Source organism: Thioalkalivibrio sp. ALE23, assembly GCF_000378545.1.
In the GTDB taxonomy this organism is placed as follows: domain Bacteria; phylum Pseudomonadota; class Gammaproteobacteria; order Ectothiorhodospirales; family Ectothiorhodospiraceae; genus Thioalkalivibrio.
On sequence record NZ_KB900031.1, the window covers coordinates 531,660 to 556,406 of the forward strand.

The following is a 24,747-nucleotide window of genomic DNA, read 5'->3' on the forward strand; positions in this document are numbered from 1 at the left end:
CCGGCGAGCGAGGTCGCCCGCGGCTCAGAACCGGTGCGTCAGTCCGACGGAAATCGTCCGGGGCTGGTTCCGCGGGCCCCGTAGGGCGTACGTGCCACGATACGCTGCTCGTCGAAGACATTGCGGGCCCGCAGGAACACGTCGGTATCCCCGGTCAGCGCATAGCGACTCACCAGATCGACGGTCATCAGGGACTCGGTCTCATCAAAATCCGAATCACTGTTGTTACAGCCGACGGAGCTGCAGGAAGCACCGGTATAGTTCAGCACCGCGTGGTTATCCCACCCGCTCGGATGCTCCAGGCCTGCCCGCAGATTCAGCTGATGGCGCGGGATATCCTGCAGACGATCGCCCTTTTCCAGGCCCGAGGCCGGGTTGTCGCTGCTGATGCGCGCCCGGGTATAGGTGTAGGCCGCCGACACCGGCACCTGGAAGGAACCTGCCGCGAACTCCGTCCCGGCCTGCACCTCGACCCCGGAGATCTCCGCCTCGCCGGTAGTGAACGTGCCCGAGGTGGAACCGTCCGAGCAGGGCGAACCCACGGAGCAGTCTTCCTTCTGGTCGGTAAAGTCACTGTGGAACCCGATCGCCTCGGCGAAGAGATTCCCGGAGCGATAGCGCCCGCCCAGCTCCCAGTTGATACTGGTCTCGGGGGCGGTACCGGACTCGGCTCCACCTCCGGCCGGCGAAAAGCCGCGGTGCACACCGGCCAGCAGCTGCCAGCGATCGTCCACGTCAAAGGTCATGGAAGCCCCGGGCAGCCATTCGCTGTAAGAGTTCGACCGCCGATAGTCCACGGTATTGCGGCTGGCGTCCGCGTACTGAACCCGCGAGGTCTTCACGTCTTCGTACCGCATGGCCAGATTCAGACGCAGCCGGTCGTTCACCTGCCACTCGTCGGTAACCCACAGACTCCAGGCCTCGCCATCCTCGAAACGATTGTTGCCCCCGGAGGGCTCGACCCGGCCCTGACGCACCAGCGAACCGTTGACCTGATCGTAGATCTCCACGGGCTGGAACCGATCCATCTCGTCTTCGTGGTACCGCACGCCGGTCCGGATCCAGTGGTCGCCGAGCGCCAGATCGAACTCGGTCTGCACGCCCTGCGAGACGTACTCCCGATTGTTGTTCTTGTACTCGAGACCCGTAGTGTCCCGGGTGCCCCGCAAGGTACCAAGCGCGTCCGCATCGCCTTCATTGGCGTCCGCCACCAGGTTGCCATCGAGCTTGAACCAGTTGCGCGCGAACTCGTTACGATAGACGGTCGATGTCTGCCGCACTTCCGGGGTCCAGTCGAACTCGTGAATGAGGCTGACACCCTGATGATCGTTGTTCATCTGGTCGATCTCGGACAGCCCGTAACGGCGATTGGGATCACGCGAAAAATCATCGTCAGTCAGGCCCAGATAGGTCTCGTTGGACGTCTCCTCGGAATGCTGGGCCTTCAGTTCAACGCTCTGGCGCGCCCCGTCCCAGCGCAACTTGGCCACGTAGTCCTCGATGCGGAAGCCCGTGTCACGGCTGCTGCGGTCGATGTCCTTGAAACCATCGCTGCGACGCTGGACCGTTTCGATCATGTAACTCCAGTCACCGATACGATCTCCCCAGGTCGCGTGCACGTCGAGACCGCCGTGTTCCCCGGCCACGGTCTCGATGCTGCCGGCGCGTTCGGCCGGAATCGGCGTGGAACGCAGGTTGATCACGCCACCGGTGGTCTGCGGCCCGTGCCGCAGAAGCGGCGCCCCCTTGAGAACCTCGATGGAATGGAGACGCTTGGTGGTGGGGAAATAATAGGCCGCCGGGTTGGAATACGGCGCCGGAGCCATCAGCACACCGTCTTCCATGATCGTCACCTTGCTGCTGCGCCCCGGAGGTGCGGCACGCACCCCGATGTTCGGCCGCAGGCCGAAGCCCTCTTCCTCGCGAACGTACATGCCCGGGACGGTTTTCAGCGCCTGGTGGATGTCGGTCGTCCCGTCGAGCTCCAGCTGTTCGGGTTCCACGACGGCCCCCGAACCCGGCAGCTCCCGCGCCTGGGCCGAATCGCCGATGATCTCCACCGGTGCCAGACGATCGGTATCGGCATCCTGAGCGTTGGCTATCGGCATCCCGGCGACGCCCAGGACCGCCAGTGCTACCGCGCGATGGCGCCAGCTTGCCGGCCCCATTCCGCGCTCCCGATCAACGCCGGCCTCACGCCGGTAACCATAGGAATGAACGCTTCTCATTCGTTCTCTGCGAGCCATTTCTTTCTCCCTTCGGTTTGCACGACAGCGCACCGCCTCGACCGGTGACATGTCGCGGTTCAAGTAACGAAAAATGGCTGGCTGAGGGAGCGGGTCCCCTGGCTGGCGGGTGCCGTGGCGGCCGCCACGGCGTGGAATGCTTTTATTTGGTCAGGATCAGCTTCCTGCTGGACGTCACCCGGAGGGTGTAGCACTGGCCTTCATGGCGGATATACAGTCGATCGGCATCACACAGCAGCTCGCTCGAGGCGATTTCCCGTGGAACGCCGGCGGGCCGGTCTTCCGGCCCGGCCCCGGCCCCGACACGAGGCTGCCCGGTGTGCTCCGGAACGGATCCCGGCTGGTGGCGGTTTTCGCTGGAACTCATTCTGCCTCCCCGGCCGCCCCGCCCCTTGCGGGACGGCCGCATTGAATGCCCCGGAGCCTTACTCGGCGGAGCCCGTCTGGCTCTGTTCGTAGTTCTGCAGGCCGATCCGGTCGATCAACTGCAATTGGGTCTCCAGCCAGTCGATATGGCTTTCCTCGCTGTCCAGGATCTTCTGGAGCAGATCGCGGCTCCCGTAGTCCCGGACCTGTTCACAGTGGGCGATCGCGTCGCGGTAGACCGCTTCCCCCTCGTGCTCCAGCGCCAGGTCCGCCTCGAGGATCTCGCGCGTGGTCTCCCCGATTCTCAGCGTGCCCAGATCCTGCAGGTTGGGCAGGCCGTCGAGGAACAGGATGCGGTTGATCAGCTCGTCCGCATGCTTCATCTCGTCGATCGATTCTTCGTATTCGGCCGCGGCCAGCTTCTCCAGGCCCCAGTCCCGGAACATGCGGGAATGGAGGAAATACTGGTTGATGGCCGTCAGTTCGCCCTTGAGCGCCTGGTTGAGGTAACGGATTACTTCCTTATCACCCTGCATCGTGACTCTCCTTCTCGTTCTCGTTGTGTTGCTGATTGCGGCGAGCACCGCGCGTCCGGCAGCCGCGCCATGAAGCGGCCTGCGCCCCCTGTCAGGATCCTGCGCGGGGGCTCCGCGATGCAAGATGGCCTCAAGGTATGGGAATGCTATAGCGAATGAGAACTGTTTTCAATAGCTCCATATAAAACCAGAAACGGCAGGGGCTGGCGGCGCCTGTTCCCGGAACGGTGCTTCAGCGAATCAGCGGCGGCTCCGCCAGGCTTTCAGGCCGGATGCGGTCGGCACAGTCCGCGACCGCGCCGTCGGGGCCCTCGCAGGCGGCGACGTCGTTGACGAGGATGCGCCCGACGCGATCACAGGACGTATCCGTCATGCGGAAGGCCCGCACCGAGGTGCTCCCCGCCCGCAGCGGTGCCATCTCGAGCAGCGTCCGGCTCTGGATGATGCCGTCATCGCTGAACACCACCAGATCCAGCTGCAGCGACTCCAGCGCCTGATCCAGGCCGTTCTCCAGTACCAGATGGGCGCGACAGTCGTCGCCGTCGGGCTCCAGCTTGTTCAGCTGGACGCCGATCCCGCCGCCGTCCTCCGCCAGTGCCGGCAGCGCCAGGACCAGCCCCAGCACGCCTGCCGCGAGTCCGCCGTGAATCTGCCAGTTTCGTGTCATCTCGCCTGCCTCCACCACTCTTCGATCCGTCGTTCGTCAGCGCACCGAAAAATTCACCGGCACCACGATCTCGTAGCCGTCCAGACCGATCCTGTCCGGCGCCGGAAACGGGTCGGCCCGCTGCACCATGTCTTCCACCGCGCGATCCAGGATCCCGGAGCCGGAACTCTCCCGGATCTCGTAGTCGATCACCGAACCATCACGGGCGAGCTGCAGCCGGACCTCCACGGTACCTTCCTGCCGGCGACGCTGGGCCGCTCTGGGATAACGCTTGTGCCGCTCGACCCAGGCCTGCAGTTCGGCAAGGTAGTCCCTCTCCGCCCCGGGGTCGCCACCGCCCGTGGCATCCGTCTCGGCGGCCCCCTCCGCGTCCCCGGCGGGGCCGGACTCGTCGGCCGTCGGGTCCGTTTCGCCCGGCTCATCGGCCACGGCATCGGTTTCGGCGGCCGTCTCGGCCGTGCCAGCGGGCTCCGGTTCGGGCTCCGGTTCGGGCTCCGGTTCGGGTTCCGGTTCGGGCTCCGGTTCGGGTTCCGGTTCGGGTTCCGGTTCGGGTTCCGGTTCGGGTTCCGGTTCGGGTTCCGGTTCGGGTTCCGGTTCGGGCTCCGGTTCCGGCTCGGGTTCCGGCTCGGGTTCCGGCTCGGGTTCCGGCTCGGGTTCAGGTTCGGGCTCGGGTTCGGGCTCGACCTCCTCCGCCTGGCGGACCGGCTGGCGTTCCGGCTCCCGAGCCTCGGCCTCCTCCGGCCGGACCGGCTCGGCCGGGGCGGGCTCGGGCATTTCGGGCTCGACCGGTTCGGCCTCGGCCGTCTCCGCGGGCGGCTCCGCCGCGGCGGCCGGGGGTGCGGAGCCCCCGGCCGCCATGGAGATCTCCAGGCCGCCGACCCCGGCGTCCTCGGCCCCGGTGGGCGGCTCGCGCAGCAACAGGGCCATCGCGACCAGTCCGTGCAGCACCACGGCCAGGATCAGTGCGACCACCCAGTGTCGAATGCCGGGCTGCATGCTTCAGGTCTCCGGCACGGTCAGCAGATCGATACGCTCCACGCCCGCCTCGCGCAGGCGTTCGAGAATGCCGACCACGTCGACGGCCTCGGCGCGGCCATCGGCCTTCACCCGCACCCGCGCCGCATCGCCGTGCCGCTGCAGGTGCTCACCCACCAGACGCGCCATGCCCTCGAGATCGATCTCGTCCTGGTTGACCGCCAGACGCCCCTCGGTGCCCACGATCACCATGAATTCGTCGGGGCCGGGCTGACCATCCACCGCGGACTCCACCGGCTCGACCTCGAACGGATCCACCGCGCTCAGCTGCCCCGCCACCATGAAGAAGATCAGCAGCAGGAACACGATGTTGATCAGCGGCAGTATGCTCTCGTCGTCGTTGCGCGGCCGGTGCGCGACATGAAAGTGGCGTCGCTGGCCGATCATGAGCCACCCTCCCGGATCACGGACAGGTCGCGGACCCCGGCATCGGCCAGCGCCTCGAGGACATCGACAGTGCGCTGCATGTTCACCCCGGCCACCGGCATCACCAGCACGCGGGTGTCGGCATCCTCCGCCAGCCGCGCGGACACGCGTTCGCGCAGTTCAGCGGCGGGTACCGCAATGCCGCCCAGACGCAGGTCATCGGGCCGCACCTCCACCAGCATTGCGCCTTCCATGGAACCGGCTCCCCCGGCCTCGGCCGGGGCCTCCAGCTCCACGGCGCGCCAGTCGAGGAAACTGGAGGCAAGCATGAAGAACACCAGCAGGATGAAAACGACGTCGATCAGCGGCGTCAGGCTGATCAGGTTACGCCGGCGCGGGCGACCGGTGTCCAGCGTCAGCTGTTCCGCCGGGTCACCGGTCATTGGCTGGCGGGCTCCGCATCCGCGGCCTGCTCGCGCGGGGCCGGGGTCATCAGCTGGCCGGTGAACAGCCGCGTGACCGCGTCATCCATGCGATGCGCCACCCGCTCCACGCGGGTCTCCAGCCAGTTCAGCGCGGCCACCACCGGGATCGCCACGGCCAGGCCCACGGCGGTGGTCAGCAGGGCTTCCCAGATGCCCCCGGACAGGATCGCCGGATCCACCTGGCTGCCGGCTTCTTCCAGCGCCTGAAAGGCCTTGATCATACCCATGACCGTCCCCAGCAGGCCCAGCAGCGGCGCCAGCGCACCGATCACCTCCAACGGCCGCAGACCCTGGCGCAGGGACTGGATGGTCGCGTTGCCATACCGCACGACCTCTTCCCTCACGGTGGCTTCGGACACGCCGGAGCGCAATCCGCGAATACCGCGCGCCACTGCGCGCGCTGCCGGGTTGGGCGTGGCTTCGGCATGCCGAATGGCGGCCTCCGGGTCCCCGCCGTGGAACAGTTCCAGCGCCTGTTCGGCCGGACGCACGTCGGTCACCCGCAGCTGCCAGAGCTGCCAGAGCTTTACCAGTACGAACGCCAGTGCCACCACCGACGCCACCAGAAGGATGGCCACCACGGGCCCGCCCGCGTCCAGAAACCCGGCGAAGCGCTCGCCCGCCAGGGACTCGATCAATGCATTCATGCTGGATCCCGAATTCGTTGCCTGAAGGGGCGCGCGGGGCGCACCGGACCGATCCTAGGTGGCCGCGCAGGCCCCCGCTGCCATGCTCCCGGCCGTCACCGGAATGCCCGCGAAGCCCCCGGCCGGAGCGTGTCCGGCCACCGGCTGGCCCGCGCGATCCGCGCAGTCGCGCAGGATCCCCCGGGCCCGCCGTGCGCACTTTCCGCAATCACCGCACACACCCAGCTGTTCGCGCAGATCGCGCATACGGACGCGGGTATCACTTTGCGCCACCAGCTCCCGAATCTGGCGTTCGCGCACGGCATTGCAGACACATACAATCATCTTTGACGGCTCCGGCCCCTGGCAATGGGTGGATGAGGCGACATTACCGCTAATGAGAATGCTTTTCAACACTATTCTTTTCAGGTGTGTCGGCCCCCACCCGTTGCCGGGTCCATTGATCAGCATCTTCTTATAGATTAGTTTCGAATTTCCGTCCCGGGGCCGCCCCGGACCCGCGGACCCCGCCCCGTCACAGAAGGATTTCGATGCCCGCCGACGCCCCCGACTCCGGCCTTCCGCGCCCCGGCCCCTGGCTGCAGGCGCGCATGCGTCCGCACCGCCACTGGCTGCTGGGCGCCACCGCCGCCGGGCTGGGCGCCACCCTGGCCACCGTGGCCCTGGCCGGCCTGATCGCCTGGGCGGTCCACATGGCGCTGTTCGCACCGGAACGCCTGCCACTGGGCATGGTGCTGGCGGGCGCGGCGGTGGCGGCGGTGCTGCGCTATGCCCTGCAGGCCCTGCGCGATGGCGCCGGCCATCGTCTGGCGGATGCGGTCAAGCGTGAACTGCGCGAGGAACTACTGGACGCGGCCCGGCGCGACGGCGCCGTGCATCTGGCGCACCGCGCGCCGTCAGGGGCCTGGGTCGATCACTACCTGCGGCGAGTGGAAGACCTGACCGGCCACTACGCGCGCTACCTGCCCGGCACCCGCATGGTGATCCTGACCCCGCTGGTGCTGCTGCTGACGGTGGCCTGGCTGGACTGGCTCGCCGCCGGACTGCTGCTGCTCTCGGCACCGCTGATTCCCGCCTTCATGGCTCTGGTCGGCATGGGCGCCGAACAGATCCACCGCCGCCAGCAGGACGAGGAGAACCGCCTCGCCGGGCACTTCCTCGACCGCCTGCGCAGCCTCGACTTTCTGCGCCGCGCGCGCGCCACGCAGGCGGCCCGCGAGGCGGTGGTAGCCGCCAGCGACGAACACCGCCGCCTGACCATGCGCGTGCTGCGAGTCGCGTTCCTGTCGTCGGCGATCATGGAATTCTTCAGCGCGGTCGCCATCGGCCTGCTGGCCATCTATATCGGTTTCGGCCTGTTCGGGGCGATCGACTACGGTCCGGCCGGCAGCCTGACCCTGTTCACCGGGCTGTTCATCCTGGTGCTGGCGCCCGAATACTTCCTGCCCCTGCGCCAGTTCGCGCAGAGCTATCACGACCGGGCTGCCGCGCTGGCCGCGGCCGAGTCCCTGGCGCCCCTGTTGCAGCCGGCCGGTGGCCCCGCCACCGCCCCGCCCGGGGCGCCGGACAGCCCGCGCACGGCGGTACACCTGGCCGGAGTGCAGGTGCAGTATCCGGATACCGCCCAACCGGCCCTGCACGACATCGACCTGCAGATCGGCCGCGGGGAACACCTGGCGGTAACCGGCCCCAGCGGCTCCGGCAAGTCCACCCTGCTGGCGCTGCTGGCCGGCTTCCTGCGCCCGGCCAGCGGCGAGATCCGCATGGCCGACGACCTGCAGCGGTTCGTGTGGATCGGCCAGGACGCCCACCTGTTCCACGGCAGCCTGCGCGACAACCTGCAACTGGCCAGCGCCGAACCGGTAAGCGACGCGGCGATGCACGACGCCCTCGCCCGCGCCGGGCTGCCGGTCGATGACCCGCAGCTGCCGGACGGGCTGGATACCGCCATCGGGGAAGGCAACACCGGAATCTCCGGGGGGCAGGCCCAGCGCATCGCGATGGCCCGCGGGATCCTCGCCGGGCATCCGCTGTGGCTGCTGGACGAACCCACCAGCGCGCTCGACGAGGCGACCGAGGCCGCCCTGCTGGACACCCTGTTCGCCCTGGCCGCCGAGCACGACATCACCCTGGTCATCGCGGCCCACCGCGAGGCCGTCAGGGAACGTGCCAGCCGGGTGGTCCGGCTGGCCGATGGCCGCGTGGAGAGCCTCGCATGACGGACCGTGAATACCTGCAACGCCTGTTCACCTCGCGCCTCGGCTGGAGCCTGCTGGCCTGGCTGCTGCTGGCGGTGACCTGGGTCAGCGGCATCGTGCTGCTCGCCCTGTCGGGCTGGTTCATCACCGCCACGGCCCTGGCCGGGGCTGGCATGCTGGCCACCCTGGATATCTATTCACCGTCCGGCGGGATACGTGCGGCGGCGGTGCTGCGCACGATCGCCCGGTATTTCGAGCGCGTGACCGGACACGAAGCGGTCCTGCGCATCCTCGCCGACCTGCGCGCGACCACCTTCCGCCAGCTGGCGCGCTGGCCGGCGCGAAGCCTGGCAAGTCTGCGCAGCGGCGACCTGCAGGCCCGCCTGACCAGCGACATCGACACCCTGGACGCCATCCCGCTGCGGGTGGTGGGACCGATGGTCGGGGCCCTGCTGGCGCTGGTCAGCGCCGTGGCGATCGCGCTGTGGCTGGCCCCGCCGCTCGCCGCGGCCATTCTGCTGGTTGCCGCCGCGATCACCCTGGCCACCGCCGGGCTCGCGGCGGCGGCCGGTCGGCGCCATGGCCGGCGGCTGGTGCAGGAAGAATCCGATGAGCGCGTGGCCCTGCTGGACTACTTTGGCGGGCTGCCGGAACTGACTGCGTTTGGCCGCCTGGAGGAACGCCGAGCGGCCCTGGCCCGGCGCGCCCGTGAGGGAGCCGCGCGGCGCCTGACCCAGGAACGCGCGGGGGTGCTGGGCGAACAGGGCGTGCAGCTGGTGGTGATGCTGACCACCCTCGCCATGCTGGGCTACGCGCTGCATGCCTACGCCGAAGGGCTGATCTTCGGGCCGGTCGCCGTGCTGCTCACCCTGATGACCCTGGGCCTTAACGAGGCGCTGGGCAGCCTGCCCGGCGCCTGGTGGCGCCTCGGCGAGAGCCTGGAAGCGGCGCGGCGCCTGCGCGAGACCGAGGCCGCCGCCGAGGGGCCGGAGCCCGCCGGGGCAGAACCCGTCGAACTGCCCTCCGGCCCGCTGGAAGCGCGTGGCCTGAGCGTCGGCTTCCGCGCCGACCGCCCGCTGGCCGGCCCGCTGGATATCCGGCCGGAGCCCGGCTATCCGCTGGTGATCCACGGGATCAGCGGGCGCGGCAAGACCGCCCTGCTGGAGACCCTGGCCGGGGAACTGGCGCCCACCGGCGGCGAACTCCGGTGGGGCGAGCAGGATCTGACCACGCTGGATCCCGACACCCGCCACCGGGTGATCGGCTACCTGCCCCAGCGCGTGCGCCTGCTGGACGACAGCCTGGCCGCCAACCTGCGCCTCGGCCGCCCCGATCTGCCCGCCGACCGCCTGTGGGCCGTGCTGGATCAGGTGCGCATCGCGCCGCTTCTGCAGCGCATGGGCTACAGCCTGGAGTATCCGCTGGGCGAAGATGCCGGCAACCTCTCCGGCGGGCAGGCACGCCGGGTGGCGCTGGCCTGGCTGCTGCTGCAGGACCGGCCGGTTGCCCTGCTGGACGAACCCTTTGCAGGACTGGACGAAGCCACCGAGGCGGCGATCCTGGAGCGCATCGGGCCCTGGCTGGAGGCGCGGCAGACGGTCATCGTGACCCACGCACCCCGGCGCATGCCGGCGCACTGGCCACGGCTGGCGCTATAGGGACGTTTTCGGGAGAACAGGCGAGGGAAGAAAGACCCGGCGGCCGCGGGGCTGCGACCGCCGGGGGTCCCGGACCGGGCGGGGGCCGGCCCGGCAGGCAGGATCAGTGCTCGTGACCACCCGGCCCGTGGGCGTGACCGTGTTCCAGCTCTTCCGCGGAGGCCTCGCGCACGTCCACCACCTCGACATCGAAATTGAGGGTCTGGCCGGCCAGCGGATGGTTGCCATCCACCGTGGCGGTATCGCCCTCGACCTTGGTGACCGTCACGGTCAGCGGACCGTTTTCGGTCTGGGCCTGGAACTGCATGCCCGGCTCGATCGAGTCGACGCCCTGGAAGGCCTCCATCGGGACTTCCTGGACCATGGCGTCCAGCTTCTCGCCGTAGCCTTCTTCCGGCGGCACCGTGGCCTGGACCTTGTCACCGGCGGCCTTGCCTTCCAGCTGGCGCTCGAGGCCCGGCACGATCTGGCCGTTGCCGTGCATGTAGGCCAGCGGCTCGCGGCCTTCGGAGCTGTCGATGGTCTCACCGGCGTCGTTGGTGAGCTTGTAGTGGATGGACACCACGGAGTTCTGCGCGACTTGCATTGGGCTTTGCTCTCTTGAGATATGGCCCGACAGGGTAACGTGACCGCCCCCCTCGCGTCACAGGCCCCGGCCACGGTGTTCAGGCAACGCCGTTCCCTGTCACAGGGAAACTTCCCCCTCATTGCATGGAGCCACTGGTCTTCGTCCGTGCATGGAGCCGCTGGTCCTCGTCATTGCGAGGAGCCACTGGTCCTCGTCGTTGCATGGAGCCACTGGTCCTCGTCATTGCGAGGAGCCACTGGTCCTCGTCATTGCGAGGAGCCACTGGTCCTCGTCATTGCGAGGAGCCGAAGGCGACGTGGCAATCGGCCGAAGCTGGCTGCACGCAGGATCCGGTTGGCTTCGGCCGGAGATCGCCACGTCGCTTCGCGACTCGCGATGACGGGGCAGGAGAGGCTTGGCGACTCGCGATGACGGGGCAGGAGAGGCTTGGCGACTTGCGATGACGGGGGAGGGAGAACCTGGCGGGTCGCGATGACGGCCACGGTGTCACGGTGCCGGCCGCCTCCCGGTACTGGCAGGACACGCAGGCCGCCGGGACCTGCCGCAAACAAAAACGCCGGGCAGGAGCCCGGCGCATGCGTTGCGTACAGAGTCCGCGACGGGCGGCCGCTCAGGCCGCCTGCAGCAGGAACCGGTTCAGGCGCTGCACGAACCCGGACGGATCCTCCAGCTGCCCGCCCTCGGCCAGCAGGGACTGTTCGAACAGCAGCGAGGCGAGGTCGTTGAAGTCGTCGCCTTCCGCCGTCTTCAGCCGCTCCACCAGCGGGTGCTGCGCATTGACCTCCAGTACCGGCTTCGAGGAGAAGGTCTCCTGTCCGGCCTGCTTCAGCAGCTCCTGCAGATACAGCGCCATCTCGTGCTCGCCGAGGACGATGCAGGCCGGCGAGTCCACCAGCCGCTTCGACGGGCGCACGGAGTCGACCCGGTCACCCAGCGCGCCCTGGATGCGCTCGGGCAGGTCGCCCAGTTCGTCGTCCTTCCGGTCCTCGGCGTCGTCCGTATCATCGGAATCCTGCTCGCCGATGATGTTGTCCAGATCGAGATCGCCCTTGGCGACGTTCTTGATCGGGGTACCGTCGAACTCGCGCAGGTTGGACAGCAGCCATTCGTCCACCCGGTCGGACAGCAGCAGCACCTCGATGCCGTGCTTGCGGAACACCTCCAGGTGCGGGCTGTTGCGCGCGGCGGCGGCGTTGTCGGCGCTGATCACGTAGATCGCGTCCTGCCCTTCCTTCATGCGTGCCTTGTAGTCGGCGAAAGAAACGTTCTGCGTGTCATCGTCGTTGTACGTGCTGGCAAAACGCAGCAGGCCCGCGATCTGCTGCTGGTTGGCGAAGTCCTCACCGGGGCCTTCCTTGAGTACGCGACCGAAGTTGTCCCAGATCCCGGCGTATTTCTCCGGCTCGTTCTTCGCGATGTTCTCCAGCAGGCCGAGGATCTTCTTCACCGACCCCGAGCGGATGGAATCCACCAGGCGGTTATCCTGCAGGATCTCGCGCGAGACGTTCAGCGGCAGATCGGACGAGTCCACCACCCCGCGCACGAAGCGCAGGTAGTTCGGCAGCAGCTTCTCCGCGTCGTCCATGATGAACACGCGCTTCACGTACAGCTTCACCCCGTGGCGGGCGTCGCGATCCCACAGGTCGAACGGCGCCCGGCCGGGGATGTAGAACAGCGTGGTGTACTCCTGACGACCTTCCACGTGGTTGTGGGTCCAGGCCACCGGGTCCTCGAAATCGTGCGCGATGTGCTTGTAGAACTCGCGGTATTCCTCGTCGGAGATCTCGCTCTTCGGCCGCGTCCACAGTGCACTGGCACGGTTGACGGTCTCCCACTCGTCCGTCGGATTGCCTTCGTCGTCCTGCTGGCGCATGCGGATCGGGAAGGCCACATGGTCCGAGTAGCGCCCGATCACGTGGCGCAGGCGCATCGGCTCGAGGAACTCGTCGGCGTCTTCCTTGAGCGTCAGGGTGATCTCGGTGCCCGGTTCCGCGCGCTCGCATTCGGCGAGGGTGTATTCGCCATCGCCCTTCGACTCCCAGCGCGTGCCGGCCTCGACCCCGGTACCGGCGCGCCGGGTCTCCACGCGCACGTGGTCGGCCACGATGAACGAGGAATAGAACCCGACCCCGAACTGCCCGATCAGCTGGGCATCCTTCTGCTGGTCGCCGGTCAGCTTCTCGAGGAAGGCCCGGGTACCCGAATGGGCGATGGTCCCGATCTGCTGGATCACCTCGTCGCGCGACATGCCGATGCCGTTGTCGCGCACGGTCACGGTGCGGGCATCCTTGTCCACGTCCACGTCGATGTGCAGCTCGGCCGGCTGCGGGATCTCGTCGGGGTTCGCGGTCGCCTCGAAGCGCAGCTTGTCGCAGGCGTCCGCGCCGTTGGAAATCAGCTCGCGCAGGAAGATCTCGCGGTTGGAATACAGCGAGTGGATCATCAGCTGCAGCAGCTGGCTGACCTCGGTCTCGAACTGGCGGGTTTCCGCGCCGGCGGCGGCTTGCTCGGTCCGGGTTTCGGTCATGGGATTACGACTCCGTGATGGGTTCGGATGGGTTCAGACATTGGTAACACGCCGGAGTCTGGGGTCGCCGCGACCTTCTTCAAGCCCCTCGGCACGATAAAGCGCCCCCTCGCCCTGCGGATCGAGACAGCCGAGCACCGCAGGCAGCGTTGCGGCCAGTTCTTCTTCCAGCTGCCACGGCGGACGCAGCACCAGCATGCCGGAGCCTGCGAGCCCGGGATGCGCCCCGCGCTCCGCGCCGGGATCATCACGCAGGCGCAGTTCGCTGCGCACCCAGGGGATGCTCCGGGTGCACAGCCGTTCCATCAGGGGGTGATCGGGACGCCCCGCCAGCACCGGATACCAGACCAGCACCATCCCGGTGTTCCAGCGCTCCAGGATGGTCTCCGCGATCTCCGCCACCTCGCGGTATTCCGCCGGGCGTTCATACGAAGGGTCCAGCAAGGCGAACCCGCGCCGCGGCTGCGGCGGGAACAGCCCGCGGGCGGCCTCGCGCGCATCGCGCCGGTGCACATGGCAGCGCGCATCCCCGGCGAACGCGCGCTGCAGGCGTTCGTAGGCCTCGGGGTGCATCTCGCAGGCCACCAGCCGGTCATTCTCGCGCAGGGACGCGCGGATCAACGCCGGTGATCCCGGATACCCGTCGGTCCCGGCCACCTGCTGCACGGTCTCCAGAAACCCGGTCACCGCCTCCGGCAGCGCGGTTTCGCAAGCACAGGCGCGCAGGCGCTCGATGCCGAGCGCCGCCTCGCCGGTCTTGCGCGCCCGCTCACCGTCCAGGTCATAAACCCCGGCCCCGGCATGCAGATCGAGCGCCACGAACGGCTTGTTCCGCCGCTGCAATGCCGCCAGCACCGCGCGCAGCACCAGATGCTTGTGGATATCGGCGAAATTGCCGGCGTGGTAGTCGTGCTGATAGCTGAGCATGGCTCGCTCCCTTTCGCCCCGGCCATAAAAAAACCACCGCAGCGGACCACGGTGGCTGGACTTCCTTGCGGCCGGCCCCGGGTCACGAAGCGCGGCGCCCGCTGCGGGGGCAGTTTACTGGTTTACCGGGGACTCCGGGTCCAGCAGATAGGCCATGATGTGGCTGATCTCCCGCTCGCTCAGCAGTTCATTGGAACCGAACCGGGGCATCTCCGTACAGGGGAAATACTGGTGCGGATTCGAGATCACCTCATGCGCATACCGCAGGGACGCCTCGTCGGTACCCCGGCCGTTCCCGTACCCGGCCAGGCTCGGCCCGATCGTGCCATAAACCGCTTCGTTCGGGTCCATCTGGTGACAGGCGTAGCAGTTACCGCCGGGAGTGCGCGTCGAGTGGTCATCGTTGCGATGCCCCACGCGGAACCCGTAGCCGGAACGGGCGAGCTCCGCGCCCCGTTCCCAGTCACCCAGACGCGGCCCACCGGGGGGTGCCTCGTAGCTCTCCCGGGCGAGGGTGATCACCTCCTGCACCTGATCGTCCGGAAGCTCCCCTCCGACCACTGAACATGCACGCTGCAGGTCATCCTGCTCCATGCGCCCGCGGGCCGAACCGCCTTCCTGAACGGGCTGGTCCAGTCGATAACTGTCCGATTCGAACACGATATGTTCAACCAGTTCGTCCGTCTCCATCGAGGCGATGTCGATCTCGCCCTCATCGGCGTCGCCGAAGAACTGACACCCCGTGGTGAACAACGCCGCCGACACGGCAAGCGGCAACCCCCAACGTACCCTGTGGCCTGGCATCCCTGATGTCTCCCCGATTCCGTTTCGCCGCCGAACTCGCGACCGCAGCCACACCGGCGGCACCGGCAGGGTGCACGGCGGCGCCCGGTTGAGCCCGGATCGCGGGTGCGATGGTGAATAATGTCTGGTCCCGTGGCGAATGCCCCGGGAGGGGGCCGCCGCGAGGAACGCGGCGGCCCGGGTCACGATCCGCCGAACGGATCGTCATGCAGCCTTGCGGCTGCCCCGGATCAGTTGTTGACCGGGGACTCCGGATCCAGCAGATAGGCCATGATGTGGCTGATCTGCTCCTCGCTCAGGAGGCCCTGGAACCGGGGCATTTCCGCACACGGGAAGTACTGGTGCGGGTTGTGGATGACCTGATGGACGTATTCCCGGATGGCCTGGCTGTCGCCGCGGGTTGCGCCGTAGTTCACCAGGCTCGGCCCGATGGTGCCCTGCGTGGGACCTTCCGGATCGAACACGTGGCAGTTGACGCAGTTGCCGCCGGCTTCGCGGGTGGAATGGTCATCGGTACGGTGACCGATCCGATAGCCGTAGCCGGAGAACGCCAGCTCTTCACCACGCTCCCAGTCGCCCAGCTCGATGTCGCCTTCCGGGGCCTCGTACTGCTCGCGGGCCAGGGCCACCACGCGGCCGGCGGTCTCGCCGTCCGGGTCACCCTCGATCGAGCAGGCCGCCTGGATCTCGTCCTGGGTCATGCGCTCTTCCATGGTACCGCCTTCCTGCGGGACCTGGTCATAGCGGAAGCTGTCCGACTCGAAGATCATGTATTCGGCCAGCTCGTCCGCACTCATCGCAGTGATGTCGACGTCGTCCGACTTGTTGCCCTCGGCCACGGCGCAGCCCGTTGCCAGCGCGACGGTTGCAAAGGCGGCCACACCGGCCGCAACAGTATTTTTCTTGAACATGCTTGCTGTCTCCTATTGCGTCCGGGGTTACCGCTTCAGGTCGGGCAGGATCGCCGGTTCGCCACGCGCCGCGTCATTCCAGAAAGCGATGAGCGCGGTGTTGGCCATCGAGTCCGGCTTGATGCCGGCGTGGCGCATCTGCCACACGCAACCACGGATGCGGTGGTTCTGACTGCGGACGTTGTCGTGCCCGGCACGCTGGGCCGGCCAGGAGACCGCCTTGGTCCATTCCTGGGAGTTACGCATCTCGGGCAGGACCGACGCACGAATGCGCTTGCCGGACTGACCGTGACAGGAGGCGCAGTTGAAGTCCTGGGCTCCGCCGCGACGGAAGAACAGCTTCTCGCCGGCCGCGATCATCGCCTGTTCCTCGGGATGATCGTTCTGCGGCTGCCACTCCATGCCGGAAGACTGCATGGCGATATAGGTGGTCAGCTGCATGATGTCCGAACCGCTGCCGTGGCGCTGCGCGACGGCCGCGTCATCGGCGTCGTAGCCCTGGATTTCCTTCATGCAGTGCACCAGGCGCTGCTCGAAATCCATGACCTTGCCGACGTCCTCGAAGTAGCGCGGCAGCTCCACGTAGGCGCCTTCCAGCACGCCCTCGCCCTTGCCGAAGTCGCAGCCTTCCAGCGATGCGTTGTTCGGCCCGCGTTCCTCGTAGAACAGCTGCTCGCCGTCTTCCGCCACCCACAGGGCGGGGTTGTCCGGCATCATCATGATGTTCTGCTCACTCTGATGCAGATACGCCGAATCGGGATTGGCGTCGAGCAGCTTCTGCAGGACATCGGTCGGGTCCTGCCATTCGCCGGCCTGGGCAGCGCCCCCGACCGCCATTGCTACGGGCAAGGCGAGCAATGCTTTCTTGAACATGGAAACCTCCATCACACGGTTTTATTCGATGGGCCCGGGTCTCCGTCGCCCGAACCTACGCTGCAGAGTGCGGAATGCGTGAACACCGTGTCAACAAACAAACGCTATATTAGCGTTTTTTAAAAGTCTGTTTTTCAAGGGTTCTTGCAGTCCGGCACCGACAGGCAGACGCCCCGGGGAACGGATCTATTCCCCCTTTTTGCAAAAAGTGCCCGTTGATTTCGGTTTGCCGGTTGGCTTCGTGGCGCAGGAGGGCCTGTTTGGCGGCGGCCAGGGGGCCCTCAACCTGGCCGGCGTATCCCCCCGCGGATCCGCGATCGGGGGCGGCGCCGGCCGGCAGGACACGATGACAGGGGATGAACAGGGGCCAGGGATTGGCACGACAGGCCTGGCCCACGGCCTGCGGCGAGGAGCCAATGGCGCGGGCGATCTGGCCGTAGGTGCGGGTTTCGCCGGCGGGGATGCGAGTCAGCGCGTGCCAGACCCGTTGCTGATGCGGGCTGCCGGGCGGCAGGCAATCGGGCGGAACCCAGGCACGCGGGTCCCGGGCGTAGACCTCGGGAGCGAAGGGCAGGCGCAGCGGGACGGAAACCCGCGTCTCATGGCCTTCCCAGCCGAGCAGGAGGAGGGAGTTTTCGGGATCGCAGGCATACACAAAGGCCAGCGATGCACCCGGGAGGATGCAGCGCCGGCCTTGCATGCGCTCGCGCGGGGGTCCGCGGGACCAACCGCGGCCCGGAAGTCAGCCGCGGCCTTTGGCCCGGGCGCGCACGTCTTCCTTGATGCGCGCGGCCTTGCCGGTACGATCGCGCAGGTAGTACAGCTTGGCGCGACGGACCTTGCCGCGACGCTTGACCTGAATCTCGGCGATCTGCGGGCTGTGGGTCTGGAAGGTGCGCTCCACTCCGTTGCCGTAGGAGGTCTTGCGCAGGGTGAACGCGGAGTTCAGGCCGCGGTTGCGCTTGCCGATCACTACGCCCTCGAAGGCCTGCAGGCGCTCGCGCTCTCCTTCGCGCACCTTGACCTGCACCACCACGGTATCGCCCGGGCCGAAATCCGGGACATCGGATTTCATCTGCTCGGCTTCCAGTTGCTGAATGACGTTATTCATTGCTCGACCTCAATCATCGCTCTCGGAGCGGACGCCACCTCGCGGGTGACGCTCGCGGTATTCGTCCAGCAGGGCCTGATCCGTGCCCCCCAGTTCGAGCCGGGCCAGCAGATCCGGCCTGCGGCTCCATGTACGCCCCAGCGCCTCACGGCGGCGCCAGCGGCGGATCGCGCCGTGGTCGCCTCCAAGGAGGACGCCGGGGACGCGGTGTCCGTTCAGTTCCTCCGGCCGGGTGTAGTGCGGACAGTCCAGCAGGCCCTCGCTGAAGGAATCCTGCTCGGCGGAATCCGCATGCCCCAGCACCCCGGGCCGGAGGCGGGCGCAGGCATCGATGATCGCCATGGCGCCCAGTTCCCCGCCGGAGAGCACGTAGTCTCCCAGCGAGATTTCTTCATCGACTTCGGCTTCGATAAAGCGTTCGTCGATCCCTTCGTAGCGGCCGCAGACCAGCGCCACCCGCGGTCTTGCCGCGAGGGCCCGGACCCGCTGCTGATCCAGCGGCCGTCCCTGCGGGGTCAGCGCGACCACGTGCAGCGCCTCGCGGCCATCGGCCCGGGCGGCGTCCAGCGCCCCCTTCAGCGGCGGCACCTGCATGACCATGCCGGGGCCGCCGCCATAGGGCCGGTCGTCCACCGCCTGGTGCACCCCGCTGGCCCAGTCCCTGGGATTCCAGGTCCGCAGGTCCATCTGCCCGGCCTCCACGGCCCGGCGCGGGATGCCCCATTGCGTCACGGATGCGACCAGCTCCGGGAACAGGGTGATGACGTCGAAGCGCATCGCCGCGTCAGTATTCCGGATCCCAGTCCACCCGGATCCGTCCGCCCTCGAGATCGACCTCGAGGATGTACGGACCCTGCACCCAGGGGATCAGCCGCTCGCGTTCACCGCTCACGACCATCACGTCATTGGCGCCGGTCTCCATGAAACCGGTGACCGTCCCCAGCGGCGTGCCGTCGACATGTTCAACGGACAGGCCCTGCAGGTCGGCCCAGTAGTACTCGCCTTCTTCCGCCGGGGGCAGCCACTCGCGTTCGATCGCCAGCTCGGCCCCCATCAGTCCGTAGGCGGCATCGCGATCGGCCACCCCGGCGAACTTGATGACCACGCCGGGGCCGTGCGCGCGGCCGCTTTCAATCTCCACCAGCCGCCATCCCTCGGCCTGCTTCATCCACAGGCGGGGGAAACCGGTGATGGCGTCACGCGGCTCGGTCTCGGAAAAGATCCGGACCCAGCCCCTGACGCCGTAGACCCCGGAGACGCGTCCGACGCGGATGCGCTCACCCGCCTCGCTCACCTGCGTCTCCCGGCGGTCAGGCCGCCGCAGCCTGCTGCTTGCGGTACCCCTTGACCAGGTGCTCCACGCGCTCGGACATGCCGGCACCGTGGCTCAGCCAGTAATCGACCCGCTCGAGGTCGATCTTCAGCGGGATTTCCTGACCGCGGGCAACCGGATTGTGAAAACCGACGCGCTCGATGTAGCCGCTGTCGCGGCGGGCGCGGGAGTCGGTCACCACGATCGAGTAGAAGGGGCGCTTCTTGGCGCCGCGGCGTGACAGACGAATTGTAAGCATGAAGTCTTGAACCCCGTGAAGTTCGGTTTCGCGAGAAAACGCGCGATTATAACGAATTGCAGCGCCAAGACAAGGCCGAAGCCCCGTCGTCAGCGTTTCGGCAGCCCCCCTCCGGGGCCTCCAGGGCCGCCCATGCCGCCCATTTGTCCTCCAAGGGCCCGCATCATTTTCGATGCGCCGCCCTTGGAAAATTTCTTCATCGCCTTGCTCATCTGGGTGTGCTGCTTGAGCAGGCGGTTGACGTCCTGGATCTGGCAGCCGGAGCCCGCGGCGATGCGGCGCTTGCGCGACCCCTTGATGATGTCCGGGTGGCGGCGTTCCTCGTCGGTCATCGACGAGATCACGGCCTGCATGCGCCGGATCTCCTTGTCGCCGGCCTGATTCTTGATCGCCTCCTGCATCTTGCCGCCGCCGGGCAGCTTTTCCAGCATGCTGCCCATGCCGCCCATCTTCTCCATCTGGGCCAGCTGTTCGCGCAGGTCGTTCAGGTCGAAGCCGCGCCCCTTCTTCAGCTTGCGCGTGAGCTTCTCGGCCTTTTCCTCGTCGACCTGCCGCGAGGCTTCTTCCACCAGAGAGACCACGTCGCCCTTGCCGAGGATACGGGACGCGATACGTTCCGGATGGAAGGGCTCGAGCCCGTCGGGGCGTTCGCCGGTGCCGATGAACTTGATCGGCACCCCGGTGATCTGGCGCACCGACAGGGCGGCACCCCCGCGGGCATCGCCATCGGCCTTGGTCAGCACCACACCGGTCAGCGGCAGGGCGTCACCAAACGCGCGCGCGGTGTTGGCGGCGTCCTGCCCGGTCATGGAGTCGACCACGAACAGGGTCTCCACCGGTTCGACCGCCGAGTGCAGGGTCTGCACCTCGGCCATCATGTCCTCGTCGACGTGCAGGCGCCCGGCGGTGTCCACCAGCAGCACGTCGATCCCTTCGCGGCGGGCCCGCTGCACCGCGTCGGTGGCGATATCGTCGGGCTTCTGCGAAGTATCGCTGGGGTAGAAGGTCACCTCGACCTGGCCGGCCAGGGTCTCCAGCTGCTGGATCGCGGCGGGGCGGTAGACGTCGCAGCTGACCACCGCCACGCGTTTCTTGTCGCGCTCGCGCAGGAGCTTCGCCAGCTTGCCGATACTGGTGGTCTTGCCCGCGCCCTGCAGGCCGGCCACCAGCACCACCGCCGGCGGCTGCGCGGCCAGATTCAGCGAGGCGTTCTCGCCCCCCATGGTCGCGACCAGCTCGTCGTGCACGACCTTGATCAGGGCCTGCCCCGGCGTCAGGCTGCCGATGACCTCCTTGCCCAGCGCCTTTTCCTTGACGTCCTTCACGAACTCGCGCACCACCGGCAGCGCGACGTCGGCCTCGAGCAGGGCCATGCGCACTTCGCGCAGGGCCTCCTGGATGTTGTCCTCGGTCAGGCGCGCCTGACCCTTCAGACGCTTCATCGTGTCCTGGAGGCGACTGGAAAGGCCGTCGAACATGGGACGTGTCTCCTGCGGATGAAATCGGCGGGGCGCGGCCCGCATCGAATCGAGCATTATACCCGTGACCGGGGGTCTCCTGCAGCGCGCGATGACGAAGTGCATTCGCGGACGTGACAAGGGATAATCCGCGCATGACCACGATCGCCGGAACCATCGCCGTTTTTCTGTACCTGATCGCGCTGGGCTACCTGGCCCTGGGGATACGCGACCGACCGCTGGCCGCCGGGCAGCCACGCGGACCGCTGGCAGTGTGGCTGCTGGCGCTGTTCGCACATCTGGTTGCCCTGGTCCCGGCGATCGCGACCGGCACCGGCTGGAACCTGTGCCTGGGCAATGCGCTGTCGGCGTCGATGTGGCTGGTGGCGGCCCTGCTGTGGGTCACCGCCCTGCGCCACCCGCTGGCCAGTCTCGGGATGGTGGTCCTGCCACTGACCTTGCTGGCCGCGCTGACCGCGCTGCTGTGCGACGGCGACGCCCGCTACGCGACCTCGGCCGGGATCGCGGTGCACGTGCTGTTTTCCGCGCTGGGCTGGGCCTTCCTCGCCCTGTCCACCGCCCAGGCCGCGGTGATGACCGCCCAGCACCGCGCCCTGCACGACCACCACACGCGCGGGATCGTGCGCTACCTGCCGCCGCTGTTCTCCATGGAACTGTGGCTGTTCCGCATGATTTTCATCGGCTGGCTGTTCCTCGGACTCAGCCTGATCTCGGGCATGATCTTCGTCGACGACCTGTTCGCCCAGGACCTGGTGCACAAGTCGGTGCTGTCGATCCTGGCCTGGGTCATCTTCTCCGTGCTCCTGCTGGGGCGCTGGCGCCTGGGCTGGCGCGGATCGCGCGCGCTGGCCTGGACCACCGGCGGCTTCGTCGCGCTGGTGCTGGCCTACTTCGGCACCAAGCTGGTGCTGGAGGTCATCCTCGGGCGAGTGTGAGCCCTGCGCCGGCGCTTGACAGCCTCGCGGGGCTTGCCTGAAATGGAGCCCGCCCACACCTGACCGCAGGTCCCCCCGTTGCAAGAGATCCCGCTGTCCGTCCTGTTCGGCGCGCTGCTCGTGCTGTTCCTGCTGTCGGCCTTTTTCTCCGGGTCGGAGACGGCGCTGATGGCGCTGAACCGCTACCGCATGCGCCATCGCGCCCAGACCGGGCACCGCGGGGCGGCCATCGCCGCGCGCCTGCTGGATCAGCCCGACCGCCTGATCGGGCTGATCCTGCTGGGCAACAACTTCGTCAACATCCTGATCGCCCAGATCGCAACCATCATCGGCTGGCGGCTGTTCGGCGACACCGGGGTGGCCATCGCCACCGGCGTGCTGACCCTGACCCTGCTGATCTTCGCCGAGACCGCCCCCAAGACCCTGGCGGCCCTGCACAGCGAGCGGGTGGCCTACCCGGCGGCGCGCATCTACCGCGTACTGATGCGGGTGCTGTGGCCGGTGGTGTGGCTGGTCAACCTGCTGGCCAACAACTTCCTGCGGCTGTTCGGGGTGCCGGTGGATGCCCGCCAGCGCTCGGCCCTCAGCGCGGACGAGCTGCGCAGCGTGGTCTCCGAGGCGGGCTCGCTGATCCCTCCGAACCACCGCCGCATGCTGCTCAACCTGCTGGATCTGGAGCGGGCCACGGTCGAGGACATCATGATCCCGCGTAACGAGATCGTGGTGCTGGACCTGACCGAGCCGTGGAACGAGGTGCTGGATCAGCTGCTGCACGGCAGTTTCACACGGCTGCCGGTGGTGGAGGGCGAGCTGGACCGGGTGCTGGGCTTTCTTCACCTGCGCGACGTCCTGCCGCTGATCGAGCGCGACGAGTTCGGCCCCGAAGAACTGCGCCAGGTGGTCACGCCGCCCTGCTTCATCCCCGAGGGCACGCCTCTGAACCGCCAGCTGATCAACTTCCAGCAGCAGCGCCGCCGAATCGGCCTGGTGGTGGATGAGTACGGTGACATCCAGGGCCTGATCACCCTGGAGGACCTGCTGGAGGACATCGTCGGCGAGTTCACCACCGACTCGCCGACCATGAGCGACGACGTGCTGTTCCAGGACGACGGCGCGGCGATGGTCGACGGCGGCATCCACCTGCGCGAGATCAACCGGGCGCTGGCGCTGGAGCTGCCGCTGGACGGCCCGCGCACCCTCAGCGGGCTGATCGTGGAGCACCTCGAGAGCATCCCCGAAGCCCCGGTCAGCGTGCGCATCAACGGCGTGGTGATGGACATCGTGCAGATCAAGAACAACACCATCCGCACCGTGCGCATCCCGCCGGAACACCACAGCCCGACCACCCCGGAAGACTGACATGGCCCGCAGCAAGACCCAGTACATCTGCCGCGCCTGCGGCGCGACCTCGCCCAAATGGGCCGGCCAGTGCGGGGAATGCGGCGCCTGGAACACCCTCGAGGAGGCCGCGCCGGTCGCCTCCGCCGGGCCGCGCGGCGGCGGCTATGCCGGCGAGAGCGCACGCATCACCCGGCTGGGCGAGGTCGAGACGGGCGAGCTGCCGCGCACCTCCACCGGGATCTCGGAACTCGACCGGGCGCTGGGCGGCGGCCTGGTCACCGGCTCGGTGATCCTGATCGGCGGCGACCCCGGCATCGGCAAGTCCACCCTGCTGCTGCAGACCCTGGCCGCCCTGCCACCGGAGCAGACCCTGTATGTGACCGGCGAGGAATCGGCCCAGCAGGTGAGCATGCGCGGGCAGCGCCTGGGGCTGGAGGTGGACGGCCTGCGCCTGCTGACCGAGACGCAGGTCGAAAACATCATCGCCACCTGCGAAAGCGAACGCCCCGGGGTGCTGGTGATCGACTCGATCCAGACCCTGTTCACCGCCGCTTCGCAGTCCGCACCGGGTTCGGTCAGCCAGGTGCGCGATGCCGCCGCCGCGCTGGTCCGGCTGGCCAAGCAGCGCGGCATCACCGTGATCCTGGTCGGCCACGTGACCAAGGACGGGCAGCTGGCCGGCCCGCGCATCCTCGAACACATGGTCGACACCGTGCTGTACTTCGAGGGCGACCCGGACGGGCGCTACCGCATGCTGCGGGCGGTCAAGAACCGCTTCGGCGCGGTCAACGAACTGGGCGTGTTCGCGATGCTGGAGACCGGCCTCAAACCCGTCGCCAACCCGTCGGCGATCTTCCTGTCACGCCACGAGAACCCGGTGCCCGGCAGCGTGGTGATGGTCACCCGCGAAGGTACGCGCCCCCTGCTGGTGGAGGTCCAGGCCCTGGTCGCCGAGAGCCACGCCTCGCAGCCACGACGCATCACCGTGGGCCTGGAGCAGAACCGCCTGACCATGCTGCTGGCCGTGCTGCACCGCCATGGCGGCGTGGCCCTGTTCGACCAGGACGTGTTCATCAACGTCGTCGGCGGCGTCCGCGTGACCGAGACCGCCGCCGACCTGCCGATGCTGGCCGCCGCCCTGTCCAGCCTGCGCGACCGCCCCCTGCCGCAGGAACTGCTGGCCTTCGGCGAGGTGGGCCTGGCCGGGGAGATCCGCCCGGTCCCCAACGGCGAGGAACGCCTGCGCGAGGCCGCCAAGCACGGCTACACCCGCGCCATCGCCCCCGCCGCCAACGCCCCGCGCAAGCCGATCAAGGGCATGGATGTGGTCTCCGTCTCGCGCCTGGGCGAGGTCCTAGACGCGCTGTAAGCCGGAAGTCGGCATAACGGGCCGGGCAGAGCCGGCAACTACCACTCCGAATCCATAAAAAAGGGCGCCCGCCGGGGCGCCCTTTCTTAATCGGCCGGACTGGCCTC

At 68.0% G+C, this 24,747-nt stretch carries 24 protein-coding genes and 2 pseudogenes; 5 read left to right on the forward strand and 21 right to left on the reverse strand.

All coding sequences use genetic code 11. The annotated features are described in order from the left end of the window. Positions 1-24: 24 nt before the first annotated feature. From F573_RS14165 to F573_RS0102605, 9 genes and pseudogenes are all read right to left on the reverse strand, one after another. A pseudogene (locus F573_RS14165) lies at positions 25-2,168 on the reverse strand (TonB-dependent receptor family protein). 220 nt (positions 2,169-2,388) lie between these two features. Further along, a complete protein-coding gene (locus F573_RS0102570) occupies positions 2,389-2,613 on the reverse strand; it encodes a hemin uptake protein HemP (protein WP_019021360.1) in 225 nt (74 codons plus the stop codon). A gap of 58 nt (positions 2,614-2,671) precedes the next feature. Continuing rightward, positions 2,672-3,148 (reverse strand): bacterioferritin, encoded by a 477-nt coding sequence (gene bfr, locus F573_RS0102575; protein WP_018871167.1) that lies wholly within the window; start codon positions 3,146-3,148, stop codon positions 2,672-2,674. Between the two features lie 232 nt (positions 3,149-3,380). Continuing rightward, on the reverse strand, positions 3,381-3,815 hold the full coding sequence (locus tag F573_RS0102580) for a hypothetical protein (RefSeq protein ID WP_026300771.1): 435 nt from the start codon (positions 3,813-3,815) through the stop codon (positions 3,381-3,383). Positions 3,816-3,851: 36 nt separating this feature from the next. Beyond that, entirely contained in the window at positions 3,852-4,811 is a 960-nt protein-coding gene (locus tag F573_RS0102585; protein WP_019021362.1) for an energy transducer TonB, read from the reverse strand. 3 nt (positions 4,812-4,814) lie between these two features. Then, complete coding sequence (locus F573_RS0102590) at positions 4,815-5,237, reverse strand: biopolymer transporter ExbD (RefSeq protein WP_018870591.1); 423 nt, start codon at positions 5,235-5,237, stop codon at positions 4,815-4,817. Then, positions 5,234-5,659, reverse strand: a complete 426-nt coding sequence (locus F573_RS0102595; protein ID WP_019021363.1) for a biopolymer transporter ExbD — start codon at positions 5,657-5,659, stop codon at positions 5,234-5,236. Before F573_RS0102595 ends, F573_RS0102590 begins: the two co-directional genes overlap by 4 nt. Beyond that, the gene (locus tag F573_RS0102600; protein WP_019021364.1) at positions 5,656-6,348 is read right to left on the reverse strand and encodes a MotA/TolQ/ExbB proton channel family protein; all 693 of its coding nucleotides are present in this window, start codon (positions 6,346-6,348) and stop codon (positions 5,656-5,658) included. Before F573_RS0102600 ends, F573_RS0102595 begins: the two co-directional genes overlap by 4 nt. Positions 6,349-6,402: 54 nt before the next feature. Continuing rightward, positions 6,403-6,672 (reverse strand): (2Fe-2S)-binding protein, encoded by a 270-nt coding sequence (locus tag F573_RS0102605; RefSeq protein ID WP_019021365.1) that lies wholly within the window; start codon positions 6,670-6,672, stop codon positions 6,403-6,405. Between the two features lie 206 nt (positions 6,673-6,878). Here F573_RS0102605 and cydD point away from each other — a divergent pair, with 206 nt between their 5' ends. Further along, a complete protein-coding gene (gene cydD, locus F573_RS0102610) occupies positions 6,879-8,567 on the forward strand; it encodes a thiol reductant ABC exporter subunit CydD (protein WP_019021366.1) in 1,689 nt (562 codons plus the stop codon). Then, on the forward strand, positions 8,564-10,204 hold the full coding sequence (cydC, locus tag F573_RS0102615; RefSeq protein ID WP_019021367.1) for a thiol reductant ABC exporter subunit CydC: 1,641 nt from the start codon (positions 8,564-8,566) through the stop codon (positions 10,202-10,204). The genes cydD and cydC overlap by 4 nt, the downstream gene beginning before the upstream one ends. Before the next feature lie 103 nt (positions 10,205-10,307). On the opposite strand, the gene F573_RS0102620 is transcribed toward cydC, so the two are convergent. The 12 genes and pseudogenes from F573_RS0102620 to ffh form a co-directional block, all read right to left on the reverse strand. Beyond that, positions 10,308-10,790, reverse strand: a complete 483-nt coding sequence (locus F573_RS0102620) for a peptidylprolyl isomerase (RefSeq protein ID WP_019021368.1) — start codon at positions 10,788-10,790, stop codon at positions 10,308-10,310. Between the two features lie 613 nt (positions 10,791-11,403). Then, complete coding sequence (gene htpG, locus F573_RS0102625) at positions 11,404-13,320, reverse strand: molecular chaperone HtpG (protein ID WP_019021369.1); 1,917 nt, start codon at positions 13,318-13,320, stop codon at positions 11,404-11,406. A 33-nt stretch (positions 13,321-13,353) separates the two neighbouring features. Further along, positions 13,354-14,247, reverse strand: a complete 894-nt coding sequence (locus F573_RS0102630; protein ID WP_019021370.1) for a 23S rRNA (adenine(2030)-N(6))-methyltransferase RlmJ — start codon at positions 14,245-14,247, stop codon at positions 13,354-13,356. Between the two features lie 114 nt (positions 14,248-14,361). Next, positions 14,362-15,051 (reverse strand): sulfur oxidation c-type cytochrome SoxX, encoded by a 690-nt coding sequence (gene soxX, locus F573_RS0102635; protein ID WP_038033127.1) that lies wholly within the window; start codon positions 15,049-15,051, stop codon positions 14,362-14,364. 230 nt (positions 15,052-15,281) lie between these two features. Beyond that, positions 15,282-15,962, reverse strand: coding sequence for a sulfur oxidation c-type cytochrome SoxX (gene soxX, locus F573_RS0102640; protein ID WP_018870601.1), 681 nt, complete (start codon positions 15,960-15,962; stop codon positions 15,282-15,284). Between the two features lie 27 nt (positions 15,963-15,989). After that, positions 15,990-16,799 carry a sulfur oxidation c-type cytochrome SoxA gene (gene soxA, locus F573_RS0102645; protein WP_019021372.1) on the reverse strand — a complete coding sequence of 270 codons (810 nt, stop codon included), beginning with the start codon at positions 16,797-16,799 and terminating at the stop codon, positions 15,990-15,992. Positions 16,800-17,028: 229 nt separating this feature from the next. Continuing rightward, positions 17,029-17,535, reverse strand: a pseudogene (locus F573_RS14745) (methylated-DNA--[protein]-cysteine S-methyltransferase); the annotation flags it as partial. Between the two features lie 42 nt (positions 17,536-17,577). Further along, positions 17,578-17,946, reverse strand: a complete 369-nt coding sequence (gene rplS / locus F573_RS0102655) for a 50S ribosomal protein L19 (RefSeq protein ID WP_018870604.1) — start codon at positions 17,944-17,946, stop codon at positions 17,578-17,580. A gap of 9 nt (positions 17,947-17,955) precedes the next feature. Beyond that, entirely contained in the window at positions 17,956-18,723 is a 768-nt protein-coding gene (trmD, locus tag F573_RS0102660) for a tRNA (guanosine(37)-N1)-methyltransferase TrmD (protein WP_018870605.1), read from the reverse strand. A 7-nt stretch (positions 18,724-18,730) separates the two neighbouring features. Beyond that, complete coding sequence (gene rimM, locus F573_RS0102665; protein ID WP_018870606.1) at positions 18,731-19,240, reverse strand: ribosome maturation factor RimM; 510 nt, start codon at positions 19,238-19,240, stop codon at positions 18,731-18,733. Positions 19,241-19,256: 16 nt separating this feature from the next. Further along, a complete protein-coding gene (gene rpsP / locus F573_RS0102670; protein ID WP_018870607.1) occupies positions 19,257-19,517 on the reverse strand; it encodes a 30S ribosomal protein S16 in 261 nt (86 codons plus the stop codon). Positions 19,518-19,606: 89 nt separating this feature from the next. Beyond that, positions 19,607-20,995, reverse strand: a complete 1,389-nt coding sequence (ffh, locus tag F573_RS0102675; protein WP_019021373.1) for a signal recognition particle protein — start codon at positions 20,993-20,995, stop codon at positions 19,607-19,609. Positions 20,996-21,129: 134 nt separating this feature from the next. Here ffh and F573_RS0102680 point away from each other — a divergent pair, with 134 nt between their 5' ends. From F573_RS0102680 to radA, 3 genes are all read left to right on the forward strand, one after another. Further along, complete coding sequence (locus F573_RS0102680; RefSeq protein ID WP_019021374.1) at positions 21,130-21,930, forward strand: inner membrane protein YpjD; 801 nt, start codon at positions 21,130-21,132, stop codon at positions 21,928-21,930. Positions 21,931-22,008: 78 nt separating this feature from the next. Beyond that, positions 22,009-23,289, forward strand: a complete 1,281-nt coding sequence (locus F573_RS0102685; protein ID WP_019021375.1) for an HlyC/CorC family transporter — start codon at positions 22,009-22,011, stop codon at positions 23,287-23,289. A 1-nt stretch (position 23,290) separates the two neighbouring features. After that, a complete protein-coding gene (gene radA, locus F573_RS0102690; RefSeq protein ID WP_019021376.1) occupies positions 23,291-24,640 on the forward strand; it encodes a DNA repair protein RadA in 1,350 nt (449 codons plus the stop codon). Positions 24,641-24,747: the final 107 nt, after the last annotated feature.